General features: G+C 75.6%; 13 protein-coding genes. 5 read left to right on the top strand and 8 right to left on the bottom strand.

The genetic code is table 11. The annotated features are described in order from the left end of the window. Positions 1-396: 396 nt before the first annotated feature. Together MXD62_RS37685 and MXD62_RS37680 are read left to right on the top strand one after the other, a co-directional pair. Positions 397-1,290, top strand: a complete 894-nt coding sequence (locus MXD62_RS37685; protein ID WP_368862511.1) for an acyl-CoA desaturase — start codon at positions 397-399, stop codon at positions 1,288-1,290. Positions 1,291-1,503: 213 nt separating this feature from the next. Beyond that, positions 1,504-1,746, top strand: coding sequence for a hypothetical protein (locus MXD62_RS37680; protein WP_006539918.1), 243 nt, complete (start codon positions 1,504-1,506; stop codon positions 1,744-1,746). 220 nt (positions 1,747-1,966) lie between these two features. On the opposite strand, the gene MXD62_RS37675 is transcribed toward MXD62_RS37680, so the two are convergent. The 3 genes from MXD62_RS37675 to MXD62_RS37665 form a co-directional block, all read right to left on the bottom strand. After that, entirely contained in the window at positions 1,967-4,591 is a 2,625-nt protein-coding gene (locus tag MXD62_RS37675) for a UvrD-helicase domain-containing protein (RefSeq protein ID WP_251082967.1), read from the bottom strand. Between the two features lie 241 nt (positions 4,592-4,832). After that, positions 4,833-5,663, bottom strand: a complete 831-nt coding sequence (locus tag MXD62_RS37670; RefSeq protein WP_248834083.1) for an ABC transporter permease — start codon at positions 5,661-5,663, stop codon at positions 4,833-4,835. A gap of 12 nt (positions 5,664-5,675) precedes the next feature. Continuing rightward, positions 5,676-6,350, bottom strand: a complete 675-nt coding sequence (locus MXD62_RS37665; RefSeq protein ID WP_368862510.1) for an AAA family ATPase — start codon at positions 6,348-6,350, stop codon at positions 5,676-5,678. A 54-nt stretch (positions 6,351-6,404) separates the two neighbouring features. Here MXD62_RS37665 and MXD62_RS37660 point away from each other — a divergent pair, with 54 nt between their 5' ends. Further along, on the top strand, positions 6,405-7,055 hold the full coding sequence (locus MXD62_RS37660; RefSeq protein WP_248834082.1) for a TetR/AcrR family transcriptional regulator C-terminal domain-containing protein: 651 nt from the start codon (positions 6,405-6,407) through the stop codon (positions 7,053-7,055). A 47-nt stretch (positions 7,056-7,102) separates the two neighbouring features. Here the strand turns inward: MXD62_RS37660 and MXD62_RS37655 are convergent, their stop codons facing one another. The 3 genes from MXD62_RS37655 to MXD62_RS37645 form a co-directional block, all read right to left on the bottom strand. Continuing rightward, complete coding sequence (locus MXD62_RS37655) at positions 7,103-7,651, bottom strand: SRPBCC family protein (protein ID WP_248834081.1); 549 nt, start codon at positions 7,649-7,651, stop codon at positions 7,103-7,105. A 98-nt stretch (positions 7,652-7,749) separates the two neighbouring features. Beyond that, positions 7,750-8,670, bottom strand: coding sequence for a 4'-phosphopantetheinyl transferase superfamily protein (locus tag MXD62_RS37650; protein WP_308301390.1), 921 nt, complete (start codon positions 8,668-8,670; stop codon positions 7,750-7,752). A gap of 86 nt (positions 8,671-8,756) precedes the next feature. Then, on the bottom strand, positions 8,757-9,983 hold the full coding sequence (locus MXD62_RS37645; RefSeq protein ID WP_248834080.1) for an enoyl-CoA hydratase/isomerase family protein: 1,227 nt from the start codon (positions 9,981-9,983) through the stop codon (positions 8,757-8,759). A 310-nt stretch (positions 9,984-10,293) separates the two neighbouring features. On the opposite strand from MXD62_RS37645, the gene bioA reads away from it, so the two are divergent. Next, a complete protein-coding gene (gene bioA, locus MXD62_RS37640) occupies positions 10,294-11,580 on the top strand; it encodes an adenosylmethionine--8-amino-7-oxononanoate transaminase (protein ID WP_248834079.1) in 1,287 nt (428 codons plus the stop codon). 1,568 nt (positions 11,581-13,148) lie between these two features. On the opposite strand, the gene MXD62_RS37635 is transcribed toward bioA, so the two are convergent. Next, positions 13,149-14,192: a LuxR C-terminal-related transcriptional regulator gene (locus MXD62_RS37635; RefSeq protein WP_020463071.1), complete on the bottom strand. Its 1,044-nt coding sequence runs from the start codon at positions 14,190-14,192 to the stop codon at positions 13,149-13,151. 447 nt (positions 14,193-14,639) lie between these two features. Between MXD62_RS37635 and MXD62_RS37630 the strand changes: the two genes are divergently transcribed. Then, positions 14,640-15,302 carry a hypothetical protein gene (locus tag MXD62_RS37630; RefSeq protein WP_248834078.1) on the top strand — a complete coding sequence of 221 codons (663 nt, stop codon included), beginning with the start codon at positions 14,640-14,642 and terminating at the stop codon, positions 15,300-15,302. A 46-nt stretch (positions 15,303-15,348) separates the two neighbouring features. Here MXD62_RS37630 and MXD62_RS37625 read toward each other — a convergent pair whose 3' ends face one another. Further along, positions 15,349-19,425, bottom strand: a complete 4,077-nt coding sequence (locus tag MXD62_RS37625) for a LuxR family transcriptional regulator (RefSeq protein ID WP_248834077.1) — start codon at positions 19,423-19,425, stop codon at positions 15,349-15,351. Positions 19,426-19,445 lie beyond the last annotated feature (20 nt).

The following is a 19,445-nucleotide window of genomic DNA, read 5'->3' as shown; positions in this document are numbered from 1 at the left end:
ATGATTCGCAGCAGAGTCGGCGGTGTCGTCGTCGGCCACCTGGAGAGGGTCCATATGTCCCATGACCGTACGGGCGTGAGTCCGCCCGTGCTACTGACTGTCGGTCCGGCCACAGCCACGTCCCGGGCATCACTGCCGGCCGTGCCGGTGGAGCCGGCCCCGCCAGCCGTCGCCGCCGTGCCGGTGGAGCCGTCCCGGCCGGTCGCGACGGCCGTCGCGGTGCGGCCGCCCACGCCGGCGGGCCCGGCGGCGTGCCCACCGCCGGTGAGCACCGCGGGCAGGCGGACCTCGGTCAAGGCCGCCGTGGGCGCGGCCGCCGCGGGGGAGAGCGCCGCGGGGGAGAGCGCCGCGGGCGCCGCCGTTGCGGCGCCGCGGGCGGCGGGCACCGCGCCCGAGCTGGATCCGCGGCCGAAGTCCCGCGCCGAGCAGATCCTGCTCGCGCTCTTCCTGGGTGGGCCGCTGCTGGCGGTCGCCCTCGCTGTCCCGTTCGCCTGGGGCTGGGGTCTGAGCTGGCACGACGTCGTCATCGGCGCGGTGATGTACGTCATCGGCGGTCTCGGGATCACCGTCGGCTACCACCGGCACTTCACCCACGGCGCGTTCAAGGCGCGCCGGGGCCTGCGGATCGCGCTCGCTCTCGCCGGCAGCATGGCGATCGAGATGAGCGTGATCGACTGGGTGGCCGCGCACCGGCGCCACCACCGCTTCTCCGACCGTGACGGCGACCCGCACTCCCCGTGGCGTTTCGGGCCCGGCACCCGGTCGCTGGCGCGCGGTCTGCTGCACGCGCACGTCGGGTGGCTGTTCGCACCGCAGCGGACCAATGCCCAGCGGTACTGCCCGGACCTGCTCGCCGACCGGGACATCCGGCGGATCTCGGACCGCTTCGGCTGGCTCGTCGCCGTGTCGATGCTTCTCCCGCCGCTGGTCGGCGGCCTGTGGGCGGGGTCGTGGACGGGCGCGCTCACCGCGTTCTTCTGGGCGTCGCTGGTCCGGGTCTTCCTGTTGCACCACGTGACCTTCTCGATCAACTCGATCTGCCACGTCCTGGGCGCCACGCCGTTCGCCACCCGGGACCACTCGGGCAACGTGTGGTGGCTGGCCGTCCCGTCGTTCGGGGAGGCGTGGCACAACCTGCACCACGCGGACCCCACCAGCGCGCGGCACGGTGTGCTGCGCGGCCAGATCGACCTCAGCGCCGGGCTGATCGCGGTGTTCGAGCGCCTCGGCTGGGCCCACGACGTGCGCTGGCCCGACAGCGAGCGGATCGCGGCGAAGCGCGCCGCCTGATCGCCGCCTGATCGGCCGCCTGACCGTTCTCCCCGCCGCGCGGTGCGCCGTGACGGAGTCGTCAGCGCACCGCTCCGTAGACCGGGTGGGTACCGTACGCAGGGGTCGAGTGCTCCCGTGTGCCGTCCGTTGGTCCTGTGATGGGGTGCGCTGCCCCACCTACCGGGGCGGCGGGGCATCCCGTCCGTCCTTTTTGCGGTTAGCGTCGGCGGGGTGGATGAGCTCCCTCTGCTCGTCGGGTCTGGTGACATCGCCCGGGCGCTGGGCGTCACCCGGCAGGCTGTCGATCACCGGCTGCGCAGTGATCCGGCGGCACCCGCGGCCGCGGGGGTCGTGAACCGGACGTCCGCCTGGAACGGGACCCGGATCTGGTGGCGCGAAGATGTCGACCGGTGGCTGAACCTCGAGCCTGACCGGTGGCATCGACTACTCGCGTCTACCGCGCGGGGCGGGTGACCGGCGGTGGGCTGATCGTTCGACTACCGGCTGGTGCACCCCCGACACAAGATAGTCAACGCTGTTGACGACCGTTCGCGACTAAATTCGATCTTGAAACCTCCATTCCGTCCCCGGGACGGGGCTGTGTGCCCCGTCCCGGGGACGGACCGACCTCCGCCCGGCGACCCGACGGTCGCCACCACAGCCCGCCGCGCCTCGCGCCGCGGCACGAGGCGCCTCAGCGACCGGATGCCGCCGGACCGGCCGCCGGAACGCCGCCGGTCGCCTCGCTGGCTGTCTCACCGGTCCCCTCGCGCGGTCGCAGCCGGCTCAGCACCGCCGGCAGCTCGCCGACGTGCACGACCCCGAGCTGGTTCGTCGGCCGGGTCAGCGCGACGTACAGGTCACCGGCGCCCCGCGGCGACTCGGCCAGGATGCGCTCGGGCTCGACCACGATGACCGCGTCGAACTCCAGCCCCTTGGACTCACGGACCGTCAGCACGACGACCGGCCGCTCCGGATCCCCGTCCGAGCCACCCTCCCCGTCCTGGTCCGGCCGCGGGCCGGTGGACCCGGTTTCGGCGAGGGACGCCAGCTCGTCGCGGCGGGAGCGTGGCACGATCACAGCCAGCCGCCCGCCGCCGGCCGCCGCGCGCTCGGCACGTACCAGCCGCTCCAGATGCTCGGCCAGCTCGTGGGCGCCGACCGTGAGCCGCCACGGCGCGCGGCCCGACCGGCGCACCGACCGCGGCGCGCGCAGCCCACGCCCCTGAGCGGCGAGCACGTCGCCGGCGATGGCCATGATCTCCGCGCCGGTGCGGTAGTTCACCGTGAGCCGCTCGAGGGTGAAGCGCGGGCCGACGAACGGGTCGAGCGCCTGCGCCCACGAGGAGCTCCCCGCCGCGTCGCCGGTCTGCGCGACGTCGCCGACCAGCGTCATCGACCGGGTCGGGCAGCGGCGCATCACCATCCGCCAGGCCATCGGGGACAGCTCCTGCGCCTCGTCGACGATCACGTGGCCGAACGCCCAGGTGCGGTCGGCGGCCGCGCGCTCGGCGGTGCTGCGGGTGTCGACCTCCTCCTGGCGTTCGCCGAACCGGTCGGCGTCGATGAGGTCGGAGGCCATCAGCAGCTCGCCGTCGGGGTCCTCGGTGTCGCCGCGGGAGAGGATGTCCAGCACGCCGCCGGCGTAGTCGATCCGCTGCTGGCGCTCCAGGTGCGCGGCGACGGCCGCGTCGATCGCCGCCCGGGGGTCGTCGCCGAGCAGTTCGGCGGCCTCGTCGAGCAGCGGGGTGTCGGCGGGTGCCCAGTCGCCGGGGGCCCAGCCCCCGCCGGGGTCGCGGCGCAGCGCCGCCCGCTCGGTGTCGGTCAGCCCGGGGGCGGCGCGCGACAGCGCGTCGGCGGAGGCGAACAGGTCCTCCAGCAGCGCCTGCGGGGTCAGCAGCGGCCACAGGCCGTCGATCGCCTCGGCGAGCCTGGGGTCGGACCTCAGATCACGGCGCAGGTCGGCCAGGTCGGAGGGGTCGAGCACCGGCCGGTCCGCCGCCGCGGCCGCGGCGGCCAGGGCCGCGCTGGGCCAGTCGCCGCCGTCCGCCGCCGCGCTGCCCCCACCCGGCTCGCCGCCTTCGGTGCCGTCGCCGAGGGCGTCGCGCGCGGCGTCGGTGTCCGGCCAGAGCATGAAGTCGTCGACGAAGTCCGGGATGTCGACCTCGTCGATCGACGACTCGTACCGGTCGGCGATCTGGCGGGTCAGGGCGGTGATCACCTCGCGGACGAACACCGACCGGGCATGGTTGTGCGGGCGTCCGGTGAGCCGGGCGGCGGCCCGGGCCGGCACGACGATGGTCTCGTCGAGGCGGGCGATCCCGTCCGCGACGGTGATCTCCACGGGCGTGTCGGGGAGCCGCTGGCGGTCACGAACGGCGGCGGCCAGGATGTCGACCATCTCGGGTCGGCCCTTGACCTCCGCGGCGGTCGTGCTCTCGGCGCGGCGGGCCCGCACGCCGGGGAAGAGGTCACCGACGGTCGACAGCAGCACCCCGGTCTCGCCGAGGGAGGGCAGCACCTGCTCGATGTAGCGCAGGAAGGCCGGGTTCGGCCCGACGATCAGCACCCCGCGCTTGGACAGCTGCTCGCGCCGGGAGTACAGCAGGTAGGCGGCACGGTGCAGCGCGACGGTGGTCTTGCCGGTACCCGGTCCGCCCTCGACGACGAGGATGCCGTCCTGCTCGGAGCGGATGATCCGATCCTGTTCGGCCTGGATGGTCGCGACGATGTCGCGCATCCGGCCGGTGCGGTGCGCGCCGAGGGTGGCCAGTAGCGCCGCCTCGCCGACGAGGCTGTCGTGCGCCGGTGTGCCGTCCGGTTCACCGGTCGCGGTGGGCGGGCCGGCGGTGAGGTCGGGGTCGCCCTCGTCGGCGCCGAGCCCGTCGAGGGTCCGCAGGCCGAGGACCCCGCCGCCGAGGGTCGTCGGGCCGAACACCTCGTCGTCGAGGTGGGTCACCCGCCGCCCGACGGTGCGGATGTGGCGGCGGCGGGCGACGTGCAGCGGGGTGGCCCCGGTGGCCAGGTAGAACGGGCGGGAGGCCGGGGCCCGCCAGTCGATGAGCAGCGGCTGGTAGTCGGCTTCGGGGTCGAGGACACCCATCCGGCCGATGTAACGCTGCTCGCCGTCGGCCATGTCGAGCCGGCCGAACAGCAGCCGGTCGCGCATCGCGTCGAAGCGGGCGACCTGGTCGGCGTGGCGGGCGGCGAGCGCGTCGCGGTCGGCGCGCGCGCCGGGTTCGGGATCGTCGCGCAGCAGGGCTTCGGCGAGTCCGGCGGCGGCGGCGGCGCGTAGCCCGTCCAGCCGCTCGTGCAGCATGGTCAGATACTGCTGCTCCCGAGCGTGCTCGTCGCCCCCGGAGGTGTCTCCGGCCGGGGCCGGGGCGCTCTCAGGGGGCACCGGGGGCGCGGGGGGCACAGCCGCGGCGGGCACCGCTTCGTTTGACAATCCCCAACCCTTTCCGCTAATCTGTGGCTGCGTATAGCGCGCTTTTGCGCGCCCTTGTGGCGGCTCCAGCTTAGCCCAGAGTGGCATCGTCCTGGTGCGTCGAGACCACCGGTCAGCCCGCCCGCCCGGTGAACGCACGCCGTCCGAACAGGAACTTCGCCGCCAGGTATGACCCGGCCAGCACCGGGCCGAACCAGGCCAGCGCCAGCCACCCGCCCGTCCCGATCGGCGTTCCCATCAGCAGGCCGCGCAGCGTCTCGATCACCGGGGTGACCGGCTGGTGGTCGGCGACCGCCCGCAGCGGGGCCGGCATCGTCCCCGTCGGCACGAACGCGCTGCTCAGGTACGGCAGGAACAGCACGAAGAAAGTGAACCCGCTGGCGGCCTGCGGGCTGCCGGCCAGCAGGCCGAGCGCCACCGACAGCCAGGTCATGGCGAGGACGAACAGCAGCAGCACCGCGGCGGTCGCGCACCATTCCGCGGCGGTGGCGTTCGGGCGGAACCCGGTGGCCAGCGCCACCGTGACGACCAGCGCGGTCGAGACGGCGTTACGCGCGACGCTGGCGACGACATGCCCGGTCAGCACCGCCCCGGCCGAGATCGGCAGCGAGCGGAACCGGTCGATGACACCGGCCGTGGTGTCCTGGGCGACACCGACCGCGGTCGCGGCCGCCCCGTAACCCGCGCAGAGCAGGATGATGCCCGGCACGACATAGTCGACGTAGTCGCCCTCGGTGTCGATCGCGCCGCCGAACACGTAGACGAACAGCAGCATCAGGTTGATCGGCAGGATCACGCTCAGCAGCAGCGTCTCCGGGTCGCGGGTCAGGTGCCGGATGCCGCGGCCGACCATCACGGCGGCGTCCGCCGCCGCCCAGCGCAGCGTGGACGCCCATCCCTCGGCCGGGGCGATGCCGGCGGGGGCGAGGGGTTCGGTGGTCATCGCGCGGGCTCCTCACGGCGGGACGGGGCGGGCCGGCCGGCGCCGCGCGCGGCGCGCGGCGACCCCGGTGGTGGACGCGCCGGCCGGCGTGACCGCCACCGGCGTGGGGCGAGTGGACGGCGCGGTGGTGCGGCTCGCGGTGGTGAGGCTGAGGAACACGTCGTCGAGGTTCGGCCGGCGCAGCGCGACCGGGCCGACCTCCAGCCCGGCGTGCCGCATCCGGTCGAGGACGGCGCGCACGTCGGTGGCGGTGCCGTCGGTGGGGATCTCCACCGCCCGGCGCCGGGCGTCGCGCTCGCCCGCGGTGGGGCCGAGCAGCCGCAGCGCGGCGGCGAAGTGGGCGTCGTCGGTGAACGTGAGCTCGAGGCGCTGCCCGGCGAACCGGGACTTCAGCTCCTCGGTGGTCCCCTCGGCCACGAACCGCCCGCGGTCGAGCACGGTGACCCGGTCGGCCTCCTCCAGGTACTGGGTGGTGAGCAGGACGCTCACGCCGTCCACGGCGAGCTCGCGGATGACCGTCCACAGCTCGGCGCGGCTGCGCGGGTCGAGCCCGGTGGTCGGCTCGTCGAGGAACACCACCTGCGGTCGGGACACGAGGCCGAGGGCCAGGTCCAGACGGCGGCGCATCCCCCCGGAGTAGGTGCGCACCGCCCGGGTGCGGGCGTCGGTCAGCTCGAAGCGCGCCAGCAGCTCGGCGGCGCGCGCGGGCGCCGGCTCGCCCAGCGGCTCGGCTTCACCGCGATGTCGCTCTACCGGTACATGACCGGCAAGGACGAGCTGCTCATGCTCATGCTCGACGCCGTCATGGCCAGCCCTCCGCCGGGCCCCGCGCCGGGGGAGGGCTGGCGTGCGGTGCTCGAGCGCTGGGCGGGGGAGTACCGCTCGCTCTACCAGCGCCACCCGTGGGCGCTCGACGCCCCGATCAGCGGGCCGCCGCTGGGCCCCAACCAGTTGCGCTGGCTCGACGCCGGGCTGGCGGCCCTCGCCGGGACACGGGCCACCCCCGAGGAGAAGCCGAGCGTGATGCTTCTCCTCGACGGGTACGTGCGCGCCGAGACGCGGCTGTGGGTGCAGCTGCGCCGCGCCTACGGCCCCGGCGCGGCTCCCGCCTCGGCAACCTCCGCGGCCGCCGCGGAGGCCGCCGCCTCGGCGGCCGGGCCGGCAGGCAATGCCGTGCCCGCCGAGGCCGTGTCCGCGGACGCCGAGCCGCCGCCGTCCTGGGGGTCGCTACTGCGCCAGCTGATCGACCGCGAGCGCTACCCGGCGCTCATGGAGATCGTCGCGACCGGGTCGCTCGACAGCCCGCCGGACTACGACGACACCGACTACGAGTTCGGGCTGGCGCGCATCCTCGACGGCATCGAGGTCTTCCTGCATCGGCCCGCCCGCTGACCGCGCCCGGAGACCCGTCGGAGAAGTGCGGGACGCCTCGTGCCGGGTCAGCGGACGATGCGGCGTAACGCGACCCGGGCCAGTGGGGCGTAGGCGTGGGGCAGCGGGCCCGGTCCGGTGATCCGCAGCCAGGTGGACGTGCCGCCGTCGAGGCAGGCGTCCACGCCGTGGTCGAGGTCCAGCCGCAGCGGGCCGATCCCGACCCGCCAGCTCCAGGTGCGCTCGAACTCGTCCACGGCGGTGACGAGGAACCGCACCGCCGGCCCGGCGAGTGGACGCACCTGCCCGCGCAGCCCGGGAACGATCCGCTGCCACCTGCCCGCGTCCGCCCCACGGGGCTCCTCGCCGCAGGGCCGCCAGCCGTAATGATCCTGATCGCGGCTGTGCCCTTGGAAGGTGCCGTGGCCCTGCCCGGCATACGCTCCGGCCGCGGCACCCGCCGGGCCCGCGGTACCTGCGGGGACGCGCCCCGCGCTCTCGATCTCGACCGCCCGGATCTGCGGCGCCCAGCCCGGCCAGGCCGCCGGGACGGCGTACCGCTCCCAGCACAGGTCGGGCGGTGCAGGCCCGGAGGCCTCCAGGAACACCACGCTCACACCCACCCACGGTAGGCCGACCCCGGCGAATCTTCACCCGCACCGCGCTTCCCGACCCGGCCACCCGACCGGGCGGATCGCTGCGGGTGCGGCAGGTTTCAGATCGGGGGAGTGAAGGCGATCGCGGTGACGATCAGGCCCCGGCCCACCGCCCAGCGCCCGCTGAAACCGGTCAGCTCCCCGCCGGGCAGCGCAGGCCCCGCCACCAGCAGACGCGCCTGGAACACCCCCCGCGCATCCACCCCAGGTGCCCCCGCGATGGGCGCTCCCTCGACAGGCGGCCCGTCCCCACCACTCGCACCGGGTCGGCTCCAGCCGGGACTGATCCCACTGAGGCTGCTCCCACCGGGACCGCTGCCGGCCCCGCCCCCGCCGTCGGCCCCGGCGTCGACGGTGATCGTCAGCTCGGCGTCGTCGAAGCCCAGCCAGCGTTGGGCCAGTGGGAACCAGGCCTTGTACACCGACTCCTTGGCGCTGAACAGCAGTCGGTCCCAGCAGACAGCCGGGTGCTCCCGGCCCAGCGCGGTGAGCATGTCCCGCTCCGCGGGCAGCGAGATCTCGCGGAGCACGCCGCCGGGCGTCGGCTCGTTCGGCTCGGCGTCGATGCCGACACTCACCGCCGAACCTGCCGCGCCGCGGGCGACGACGGCCGCCCGGTAACCGGCGGTGTGGGTGATGCTGCCGACCACCCCGGCCGGCCACAGCGGCTCACGGCGCTCCCCGGGGAGGATGGGCACCGCGGGCACGCCGAGGGCCTCCAGCGCCCGGTGGGCGCAGATCCGTCCGGTGGTGAACTCGCGGCGGCGCTTGTCGACCGCGCGGGTGAGGGTCGCGGCCTCCTCGGGGAACAGCTGGGCGTCCGTGGCGCCGCCGAAGTCGTCGTCGAACTTCTCCACCGCGGCGAGCGCCGGCCCGGTCCCGGGGTCCGCGGCGGGGGACCAGGCTGTGCCGGGCGCCGGCAGCACCGCGGCCAGCAGGACCGCGCCGCCGGCGAGCCGGGGCGGACCCGGCACCGTCACCGGCGCGGTGACTCCAACCGGCTCGGTCGACTCGACAGGTCCTGTGGCCGCTGCCGGCGTCCCGGCCGCCGCGCCCCAGCTGTCGGTCATCGGGCCGCCTCTCTTTCGCGCAGACCGAGCTCGCCGCCCGGACCGGAGTCGTCGGTCGGACCGATTCCGCCGGCGTCGCCCAGGCCGAGCTCGGCGTCGCCCAGCGGGGCGAAGAACCGGTCGACGTCCTCGGTCGTGACGTCGTCGAGCCGGGCCGGGGACCAGCGAGGGGAGCGGTCCTTGTCGACGACAGCCGCACGGATGCCCTCCACGAGGTCGTGGGTGCTCAGCAGCACGCAGGCGATCCGGTACTCCTGGTCCAGACAGGCTCCCAGCCCGGGCAGCGCCCGCGCCGAACGCAGCGCGCGCAGGGTCACCTTCAGCGAGGTCGGTGACTTCGCGGCGATCTCCTCCGCGGCGGCGCGGGCCGCCGGGGCGGGGCTGGCCGTCAGCGCGGCAAGAATCTCCTCGACGCTGCCGTGCCGGTAGCACGGGTCGATCCAGGCCCGGTCGGCCGCCAGCGAGGACGGGCCGGTCGCCGCGGCGACCGTCGCGTACCGGCGGGCCAGTGGGCCCGCGCCGCCCGCGCCGAGGCCGGCCGCCGCGGTGCCGCGCGCGGGGGGGGCGGCCTCGCGCAGCGCGGCGACGAACGCCGGCAGCGCGTCGCTGGGCAGGTGGTGGTCGGCCAGCCCGCAGGCGATGGCGTCGGCGGCGCCGATCCGGGCGCCGGTGAGGGCCAGATGCGTCCCGATCTCCCCGGGTATCCGCGCGAGCAGGTGGGTGCCACCGACGTCGGGGACGAAGCCGATCCCGACCTCGGGCATCGACAGCACCGAGCGCTCGGTGACGATCCGGGTGGCGCCGTGCGCCGAGATCCCGATCCCGCCGCCCATGACGAGCCCGTCCATCAGCGCCACATACGGCTTCGGGTAGGTGCTGATCAGCGCGTTGAGCCGGTACTCGGCGGCCCAGAACGCCTTCGGTGCCGGGTCGCCGCGCCGCGCGCAGTCGTGGAAGAAGCGGATGTCGCCGCCCGCGCACAGGCCGCGCCCGCCCGCCCCGTCGACGAGCACCGCGGCGATCCCGTCGTCAGCCGCCCAGGTCCGCAGCGCCGCGTCGATGGTCTGCACCATGCCCGTGGTCAGCGCGTTGATCGCCTTCGGTCGGTTCAGCGTGATCCGGCCGAGGGCACCCTCGCGGCGCACGAGCACCGCCGGCTCGGCGAGCGCTGCGGCCGCGGTACGCGCGGCCGGCACGGCGGGGTCGGTGGGGTCGGGCGGCATGCGAGGTGACTCCTCCCTGGACCTGTGGCCGACCACACGGCGGCGGGCAGCCGGCACCGGCGGGCGGCCGGCGAGCGGTGGACAGTGTGAGCGGGTGGACAGTGCCCGTCCCATCTTCGACGCCGCCGCCCGCACCCGGGACCGGTGGGTGCCCCGTGTGGCCCTTCCGACACACCCCCACACCCCGCCTCGCCCGGCCCCCGGCTTCGGCCGTGGCACGTCCCACCGGCCGAAGCCGGGTGAGCAGCGGCACAGCCCCGCGCCCGCCGCCACCGGCCCGCTCCGGCGGCCGGTGGGAGAAGCTGGGGCCATGGACGCCTCCGACCTGGTCACCCGGGACCGCGCGGTCGTCTGGCATCCGTACGCCTCCGTGCGCGACCAGGCGCCGCTGTTCGCCGTCGCCTCCGCCGCCGGGGTGCGCCTGACCCTCACCGACGGCCGCGAGCTGCTCGACGGGATGTCGTCGTGGTGGGCGGCGATCCACGGATACCGCCATCCCGTCCTGGACCAGGCCGCCCGCGACCAGCTGGACCGGATGTCGCACGTCATGTTCGGCGGGCTCACCCACGAGCCCGCCGTCGCGCTGGCCGAGCTGCTTGTCCGGGTCACCCCACCCGGCCTGGAGCGGGTGTTCTTCTGCGACTCCGGCTCCGTCGCCGTCGAGGTCGCGATCAAGATGGCGCTGCAGTACCAGGCCGGGCGCGGCCGGCCCGGGCGGACGAGGCTGCTCACGATCCGCCGCGGCTACCACGGTGACACCTCCGGCGCGATGTCGGTCTGCGATCCCGACACCGGCATGCACCACCTGTTCACCGGCCTGCTGGCCCGGCATCTGTTCGCCCCCGCCCCGGCTCCCGGCTTCGGCGAGCCGGTCACCGATGACGACCTCGCCGACGTCGAACGCCTGCTCGCCGCCCACGAGGGGGAGATCGCCGCGGTCGTTCTCGAGCCGGTCGTGCAGGGCGCCGGCGCGATGCGCTTCTACGCCCCCGGCTGGCTGGCCCGGGTCCGTGAGCTGTGCGACCGGCACCGGGTGCTGCTCGTCGCCGACGAGATCGCGACCGGCTTCGGGCGCACCGGGGAGCTGTTCGGCTGCGATCACGCCGGGATCACCCCGGACATCATGTGTGTCGGCAAGGCGATGACCGGCGGCTACCTGACGATGGGCGCCACCCTGTGCACCGCCGAGGTGGCCGACGGCGTCTGCGCGTCGGAGGCGGGCGCGTTCATGCACGGCCCCACGTTCATGGCCAACCCGCTGGCCGCGGCGATCTCGCGGGCGAGCGTCGAGCTGCTGCTCGCCTCCCCGTGGCGGGAGCGGGTCCGCGCCGTGCACGACGCGCTGGCGGCCGGGCTCGCGCCCGCCGCCGACCTGCCGGGCGTCGCGGACGTCCGCACTCTCGGCGCCATCGGCGTTATCGAGACCCACCGTCCGGTCGACATGGCCGTCATCCAGCCGCTGCTCGTCGAGCTGGGGGTGTGGGTGCGCCCGTTCGGACGGCTCGTCTACGCGATGCCGCCGTTCGTGATGGAGCCGGCGGACGTCGCCACCCTGACCGCCGCCATGGTCGACGCCGTCGCCGCCACCACCGGCTGACCGGCCGGACGGTGGCCGCGGGGCCGTCGGGCCGGCACGGCGGCCGTCCGGCGCCCTGACGACCCACCCCATCAGGTGGGTCGCCTGTGGTCTTCCCGTGCCGTGCGGGACGGCCGTCCCGGCGCCTGCGACCCGGCCATCTGAGCCGGTGCGTCGCCTGATGATGCAGGTCAGAAGCGCGAAGGTCGGGGGAGCACACCCACCGGGGGTGCGTCGACCGCTGGTGCGGATGCCGGTACTGCATGTCCGACATCCACGAACTAGTTGCGGATGCCCGAAGAGCCTTCATACCCTTCGTTCACGGGGCTTCACTGTGTGTAGCAGCCGGCGGCTGTGGTTGCCGGCGGCGCCGGTCCCACCGAGGGCGGTCCCGCCCCGGCCGGCGCCGGGCACGGGTCGGCCCCGGTTCGTGAACGGATGCCCCGACAGACCTGGATACCGCGAGGTGGGCGCCGCGGGCGTCACCAGCACCGGCGGTGAACGAGAAGGGCCACGTGCGGATGCCGTTACGACAAGCGCCATGGCGACCCGGGCGCGGGCATGTCCCCCCCGGGCTCGGGGCGGTGGTGCGCGCGGTCCGCCGGGCGGCGGCCCGCCGTCCGGCCGGGTTCGTCGCGGTGATCGGGACGTCTCCGGACGGGACCCGACGCCCCGTCGAGCTTCCCGCCACCCACCCGGCTCCGGCCCCGATCCCGACGCGTCCCGCTCCGGCCCGGATCGCGCCCGCGCGGGCCGAGCCGCTGCCGATGTCCACCTTCGGGCGGGTGGCCCCGACCACGACCGGGCCGCGCGGATGGGCGGCCCGCCAGGGCCTGGTCCACCCCTTCCCCGCCCTACCCAGCCTTCCCGCGGGCCCGCCCACAGCCATCGCCTCCGCCGCGGTGCCCCGCGACACCCCGCTGGCCCGCGACACCCCGTTCCCGGAGATGACGGGCGTCCCCCGCGCCGATCCGGGTCACGGCACCTCCGCGGGCCATGGTGCCTCGCTGTTTCTACGGGACGCCACCTGCCCGGCCTCCGCCCTGCCCGGACCTGACGACACCCCCGGCCGCACCCCCGGCCGTGGGGGCGCCCGGGGCCGCGCCCCCCCCCCCCCCCCCCCCCCCCCACGCCGAACATGTGACCGCGAGTTGCTTCGACGTCAGCCCGCGGCGGGTGACCGGGATGGGCGGTCCCGGTCCCGCCGGTCTCCCGTCGGGGGTGCGGACGGCCTCGGTCCGCGTGCGCCGTGGCGCGCGGCCGAGCCCTCGGACGCGCCGCGCGCCGGGCGAGCGCGGGCGCGATCCGGTGTACGTTCCGCCTGGCGCCGATCTCTCGACGTCCGGGCTATGTCGGGCCGTGGGCTGGTCCGACGACCCTGCCGGGCATGCCGGCCGGGCGTTGCTATCCGGGCGCCGGTGCCCCCGGAGGGTGCGGGTCGAGCGAACCCGCACGGACGATCATGAACAGGTTGTGCTGAGGAGAGCGATCGGCACCGGGTGGGCACCCCGCACCGCCCGCTCGTGCGCCGCCGGTCCGCGGACCCGCGAGCGCCCCGACCACGGCTGGCCGGGATACGACGGCACCGGCTACGGGCGGGGCAGCCCCGGCGCCGGCATCGAGCCCATCTCACGCTGCCAGGCGAGCGCGAGCTGGGTGCGGTTGGAGCAACCGGTCGCCACGAGCGCGTGCGTCAGGTGGTGCTTGACCGTGTCGATGCTGATGCAGAGGGCCTCCGCCACCTGCCGGTTCGACTGGCCCTCCGCCACCAGGCGGACGACGTCGCGCTCACGGGCGGAAAGCTTCGCCGTCACGGCCGGGCCCGGGTTCACCCGGATGTAGAAGCGCAGCAGGTTGCCGAGGTGGCGGGCGAGCACGGCGCCCACGGCGCGGTCACGCGGCCCGAAGGCACCGGGCCGCGGGTCCAGCAGGGAGACGACCGCACCGACACCGCTTCCCCCGGCGAGCCTGATCAGCAGCTTCGCGTGGATCCCGTGGGCGCGCAGGAAGCGCTCCAACCGCAGCCGGACTTCGGGCCGGTCGGGCACCCCGATCTCGTCGAGCGTGACCAGGCCGCGCTCCCACATCAGCCGCAGGCTCTCCGGGTCGTTGAAGACCTCGAGGCTGCGGTACCGCTCCAGGAAGGGCCCGGCCATGCGCAGCGCGAGACCGCGACCGGTCGGGCGGGCGTCCTGGAAGGTCGCCTGCGGGGACGAGCCGAGGAAGAACGCCGAGTGGCGGTAGCCGAGATGGCGGGCCATCCCGTCGAGCGCCGCCTCGCGGAACGCCGGCAGCGACGCCGCTCGTTCGCAGTCCTCGACGACGCGGAGCACGCCGCGCAGCTCCGCCGCGCCGAGCGCCAGATCCCGCGGCACCTGCGGCCCGCGGGCCGCGACCGGGGCGCGGCCGGGCAGACCCGCCGCCACCGCGCCGGGACGGGTACGGGCGCCCGGGTGGCCCACCGCGGACGTCGCCGAGATCGGCGCGTGCCGCATCGTAGGTGCCCGGTGCGGGGCCGCCACGCCGGGCGGCCGAGAAACCCCCGCCGATGTGTCCATCGTCACGGCGAGCCGGCCGGTGGCCGGATGGCCGCTGGGGCTACCATCGGGATTGCTGAGCATTCGGTCAGTCACACATGCCTCCGGGGGCAGACCGACACCAGGTCACTGGCCGGTAGTCGCGAATCAGCCGGCGTATTTCCGGCCAAGCTGGACATGTTCGGCAAGCCTAGGGCCGCGACTACCCAGATGCCAGTCCGCGAAGCCTACTTTCTGACGCCTGATAAGCCTGGCCCGCTTATGTGAATAATGAACCTCAGTTCATGCGTCATTTCCCCGCGGGACACCGTTGATCGTCACGACTGCGACACGCACAGTCACATCAACGCAGCGCCTCCACCACCCAAAGGTGCCAGCAACCGCCCTCAAATTGGCCCGGTCCGACCACCACCTCCACCTTCGGCTGCACGCGTGTAACCACCTGCCACAGAGGGTAGTTTTCTCACCGAGCGTATATTTGACGATCACATTCGATCACCATTGCGGTCGGCCCACGAGGCCCGCCGAAATGAGGTGAAGCGAGTGACGACCGGATTCGCGATCTTCCTCATCGCCGCGGGCGCAACGCTCCGCTATGCGTTGTCCTATCGGTTGACCGGCATCGACCTGCGGGTCCTCGGTTCGATCATCATGCTGGCCGGTGGAGCCACCCTGCTCGTCTGTCTCGGGCGCGGTCTACGCCCGCCGCGCCGCCGCCGACCGGCAGCCGTTGCCGCGACGCTTCCACTTCCTCCGTTTCCCCCGCGTTTCCCCTCGGTGGATGGCACGACCGAGCGGTTCTGGCCGCAGGCCGGCACTGAACGGTTCGGGACAGAGGAGCCAACCGGATTTCGTTTCCCGGCCGCCGGACCACCCCCGGGCCAACATCCCCACGCGGGCATCCCCGCCATGTGGGAGGACCTCGGCCCCAGCGGTTTCCCCGGCCCCGCCGGGCAGGTCCACAACCCCGGGTACCCCCACGAAGGTGGTCCCGAGTGGTGGGGCGCCGGAGAGAGTCCGCCCCGCTCAGACGTCGCACCGGGGTGGTGCGGCACCGGCCCGGACCTGGCCCCGCCGCAAGGCGGCGAGCCCGCCGCGGGCACCCCCGAGGAGCCCGGCGAGCACGCCCGTCACCTGCCACCGAGGGCCGTGTGGCACCTCGACGACGCGGGATGGCCCGACGAGACACACCGCCCGGCGGGCTGACGACGTGTGCCGATCCCAACAGATGCCGATCGCCACAGGTGGCCGATCACAACAGGTGAAGGGCACGCGCACGGTGGACGGCGTCCCGGCGCCTGGCGACGTCCAGCTTGCGGTAGATGCTCTTGAGGTGCGTCTTGACGGTGTTCACCGACACGTACATCTCGGCCGCGATCTCCGCGGTGGTGAGCATCGTGGGCAGGTAGCTGAGCACCGCGAGCTCGCGCTCGCTGAGCCGTTCGGCCGGCTCCGGCCGGTGCTCCCCACTCCCCGGGCGCGGCCCACCACCCGCGCTCCCACCACCGGGACCGCCTCGGCGCCGGGCGTCACCGGGGCCGCCCACGGGCGCGCCATCGGGGCGCCACGGCCCCCGGGGCGACCCGAGCCCACCCACGCCCCCGCCACCACCGAAACCGTCGCCACCGACGCGGTTGCCGTCGACGCGGTTGCCGTCGCCATCGACGCCATCGCCATCCCGGCTGAGGCCGCCGTCGTTGATACCGATGCCGCGGTCGACGCCGTTGCGGACGTCCCGACCGCCGCCGTCCGGGGCTCCCTGCGCGCCGGGCCAGGCCGGATCCGGGCCGGCGAACGACCCGGCCGGCCGCCCCGGCCCGGCGGCCGGCACCGTGGTCCGGGACCGCTGCGACATCGGCGGAGCCGGTTGCGGCACGACGACATCGGGCCCGACCACCAGGTCCGTCGGCTCCCCCGCGCGGGCCGCCGGCCCGGCACCTGACGCGGCGGGCGCCCGGACGCCCGCCCGAGGCGGCGCGCTCCCCTGCCCCGACGCGCCGGGCCCCGCGTGCGCCGCCGCTGGCCTCGACGCCGCAGGCCGAGGCGACGCGGACCCCTGCGCCGCGGATCGCGACAGCACGGGCACCGGCCGCGGCCCGGACCTCCCCGACCGGGTGAGGACGGCGACGAAGGCCGGATAGGCGTCGGTCAGCCCGGGATGGGCGAGCACCATCGCCAGCGCCTCCGTCCCCGCCTCGAAGAACGGCGCGACCATGCCCTCGTCCGCGGCGAGCGCCACCGCCCGGGCGAGCAGGCCACCGGCGCGGGCGTGGTCGTCACGCCGGGCAGCCGCGACCGCGCCGAGCACGCACGCCGCGACGAGTCCCGCGCCGCCGTCGTCGGCCCGCAGCAGCGGGGCGAGCGCCTCCTCCGCCGCGGGAACGTCGGCGCAGGCCAGGGCGCAGCGCGCCAGCGCGAGCTGGGTCTGCGGGTCCGGGGCCGCGCGGTCGGCGTCCCGCAGCAGCAGCCGGCGGGCCGCCTCCGGATTACCGGCGGCGACGAGCAGGTCCGCCTCGGCCGCCTGCCTGGCCGCCGCGCACAGCGGCGGCATCGGGCCGGTCCTGGCGACGGTCAACATCCGCCGGGCCGCGCGCACCTCGTCGGGTGATCCGTCGAGCAGGCGCAGCCGCGCGGCGCAGATCGCGGCGATCCCGCCGAGGAAGGCGGGGTGGGCGGCAGTGATCGTCATCCGCGCCGCGCCCAGCCACCGGTCGGCCTCGACCGGCTCCGCACGCTGCAGGTGAACCAGCACGGCGGCCAGATACGCCTCGGGCAGTCCGGGGATGCCCCACCGCTCGCCGGGCCGTGCCCCGCCGGGGACGCTGGTCGCCGCATCGGGCACGCCGGCCAGCGCACCAGAGCGACCGGCCAGTGCTCCGGACGGGTCGGCCGCCGTGCCGACCACCGCGTACAGATGGCTCTCGGCCTGGCGCAGCCGGCCGCGCAGCGCGTACTGGAGGGCGAGTGCCCCCAGGCAGGACACCTCGACGCCGCCGAGCCCGGCCCGCCGGGCCACCTCGGCGCCCTCGCACAACAGGCCGGCGGCGACGGCCAGCCGGCCGAGCCACAGCTCGCCCCGGCCCCGCGCGCACAACGCCAGCGCGCGGGCCCGCTCGTCCGGCACCCGACCGGGCCTCGACGGAGCCCGGTCGGCCCCAGCCCGGTCGATCACAGCCCGGTCGGCCGCGGCGTCCGGATCGCCCCCGGGTGCCCGTGCCGGCCCGGCGGCGGCGCCCGCACGCGGTGCCGTCCCGGCGGGCGGGCCACCCGGCGGCCCGGAACGCTGCAGCCGCCGGGCCGCGGCGATCATCGCCGCCGGTTCCCCGGCAAGCTCGGCACGGTACGCCTCCACGATGTCGATCCGGTCGACGAGCGTCCGGCGGCGGGCGGCCGCCGGGCCCGACCCCGCCGCGGGCAGCTGCGCCCGCGCGGAGGACAGGCTGGCCGAACCGGCCTCCAGCCGGCCGGAGCGCAGCTGTGCGACGGCCAGGACGAGATCGCACTCGGCCGACAGCCCCGCCGCCGCGGCGGGCAGCCCGGCGACCAGCGCATCGAGCTCGGGTGAGCGTCCGAACAGGACGTCCACCAGTGCCGGGCCGTCGACGAGCAGACAGGCGAGATACCACCAGTCACCAGCCCGCGACGCGTGACGGGCGGCGTCGGGTGTGCGGTCGTTCGCGGCGAACCAGAGGGCGGCGCGGAGGTTGAGCTCGCGGGAGTCCTCCTCCGGATCACGCACGAGCACACCGCGCAGCATCGACGCGAACATCCGATGGAACCGGTACCACTCCTGCGTGGTCTCAGCCGTGGCCTCCTGGGTGAGGCGATACTCCGGGCGGCCGTCCGGCAACGTGGCGACGGCCGCCGGGAGCGGACCGCCCACCCCGTCGTCCGGGTGGTCGCCGGCACCCGGGTGAGCTGTCGCAGCCGGCCCGTCCAACAGCCGGACGAGGAAGCCGCCCGGGCGCGCGAGCTCACCGAGCAGGTGCGCGGATGTCTGGGCGGACGCGGGCGCCACCGCGGAGACCGCGTGGGCGAGCGGGGCACTGATCCGCTCCAGCACGCTCGTCCGGAGCAGGAACCGTCGGACGGGCTCCGGGTACTCCTCCAGCACCTCCGCGTGCAGGAACTCGGCGATCGCCGCCCGCGCAGCGCGGGACGGGTCGAGCTCGGCCGGCAGAGCGCCGCTCCCCGCGCGGGACGGGTCGAGCTCGGCCGGCGGGACGCCGCTGCCCGCGCGCTCGGCGCCGCGGCCCGGGACCACGTCAGCCGGGACGGGGACCGGCGGGGCCGGCGCCCACTGCTCGTCCCGGCCGGCGGGCGCGCCGGGGGCCGGCCTCCGGGCTCCACTCGACACCGCGCACGCCGCGGCCAGCCGCAGGCCGACCGCCCAGCCCTCCGTCGCGCGCCGCAGCTGGGCCGCCGCGCCGGGCGGGACACGCAGGCCGTGGGCGGCGAGCAGTTCGGCGGTCTCCGCCGTGGTGAAGGCCAGCTCCGCCGGGCCGATCTCGGTGACCCTGCCCTCGGCGCGCAGCCGGTGCACGCGCAGAATCGGCGCCCGCCCCGACAGGACGATGCGCAGGTGGCCCTCGCCCTCGCTCGCGAGCAGCTCCAGCCCGGCGAGATCATCGGGATCCCGGACGAGGTGCGCGTCGTCGAGGACCAGAACCGCCGGGGCCGGCAGCTCGGCGAGCTGGTTGACCAGCTCCCGCCGGAAGCGCTCAGGGCAGATCCAGGCGTCCGCGGCGACCAGGTGCGCGAGACGGTCCCCGGGGGGCAGGCCGGCGTCCCGGGTGAGCCCGCGCAGGATCTGCGACCACAGGGACACGGGCGGACCGGGCCACCGCGTCGTGCTCCGCGCCGACGGCAACAACGACAGCGCGGACGAAGGCGACCCCGGCTGCGACCCCGGCTGCGACGACGACGGCGACGACAACGGCCCACCGGCCGCCGGATCGCCACCGGGATGCTCGGCGCGCGCGGTACGCCGTCCGAGCATCGGGTCGACGCGCAGCCAGACCACCGGGTGCGCGGGCCGGCCCGATCGCGCCCAGTCGGCGAGCGCCATCGTCTTGCCGGCGCCGGCCGGTGCGCACACCACGGTCAGCGGCCGGTCGACCGCCTCGTCGAGCAGCGCCAGCAGCCGCGGCCGGGTCACATGCGGGACGACCGGACGCGGGGGGACCAGCCTCGTCCCCACCACCGGCAGGTCGCCGGCCGGCGGCGGCTGGATGCGCGGCAGCGCGGCGGCCCCGTCTCCCCCGCCGGCCCGGGGCACGGCAGACCCGGGCGTTCCGAAACGGTCGTCCGGTTCGTCCGCGCCGGCCACGCGCTCACCCCCACTTCCCA

The sequence above is a fragment of the Frankia sp. Mgl5 genome, from assembly GCF_023242985.1.
GTDB lineage: Bacteria > Actinomycetota > Actinomycetes > Frankiales > Frankiaceae > Parafrankia > Parafrankia soli.
Note: the sequence above shows the minus strand (reverse complement) of the source record. Positions and strands in the feature narration are given on the sequence as shown.

Excerpts from the sequence above, each read along its gene's own strand:
- MXD62_RS37675 (WP_251082967.1), bottom strand. The coding sequence starts at position 4,591 with ATGCTGCACGAGCGGCTGGACGGGCTACGCGCCGCCGCCGCCGCCGGA.
- MXD62_RS37670 (WP_248834083.1), bottom strand. The coding sequence starts at position 5,663 with ATGACCACCGAACCCCTCGCCCCCGCCGGCATCGCCCCGGCCGAGGGA.
- MXD62_RS37660 (WP_248834082.1), top strand. The coding sequence starts at position 6,405 with ATGTCGCTCTACCGGTACATGACCGGCAAGGACGAGCTGCTCATGCTC.
- MXD62_RS37645 (WP_248834080.1), bottom strand. The coding sequence starts at position 9,983 with ATGCCGCCCGACCCCACCGACCCCGCCGTGCCGGCCGCGCGTACCGCG.
- bioA (WP_248834079.1), top strand. The coding sequence starts at position 10,294 with ATGGACGCCTCCGACCTGGTCACCCGGGACCGCGCGGTCGTCTGGCAT.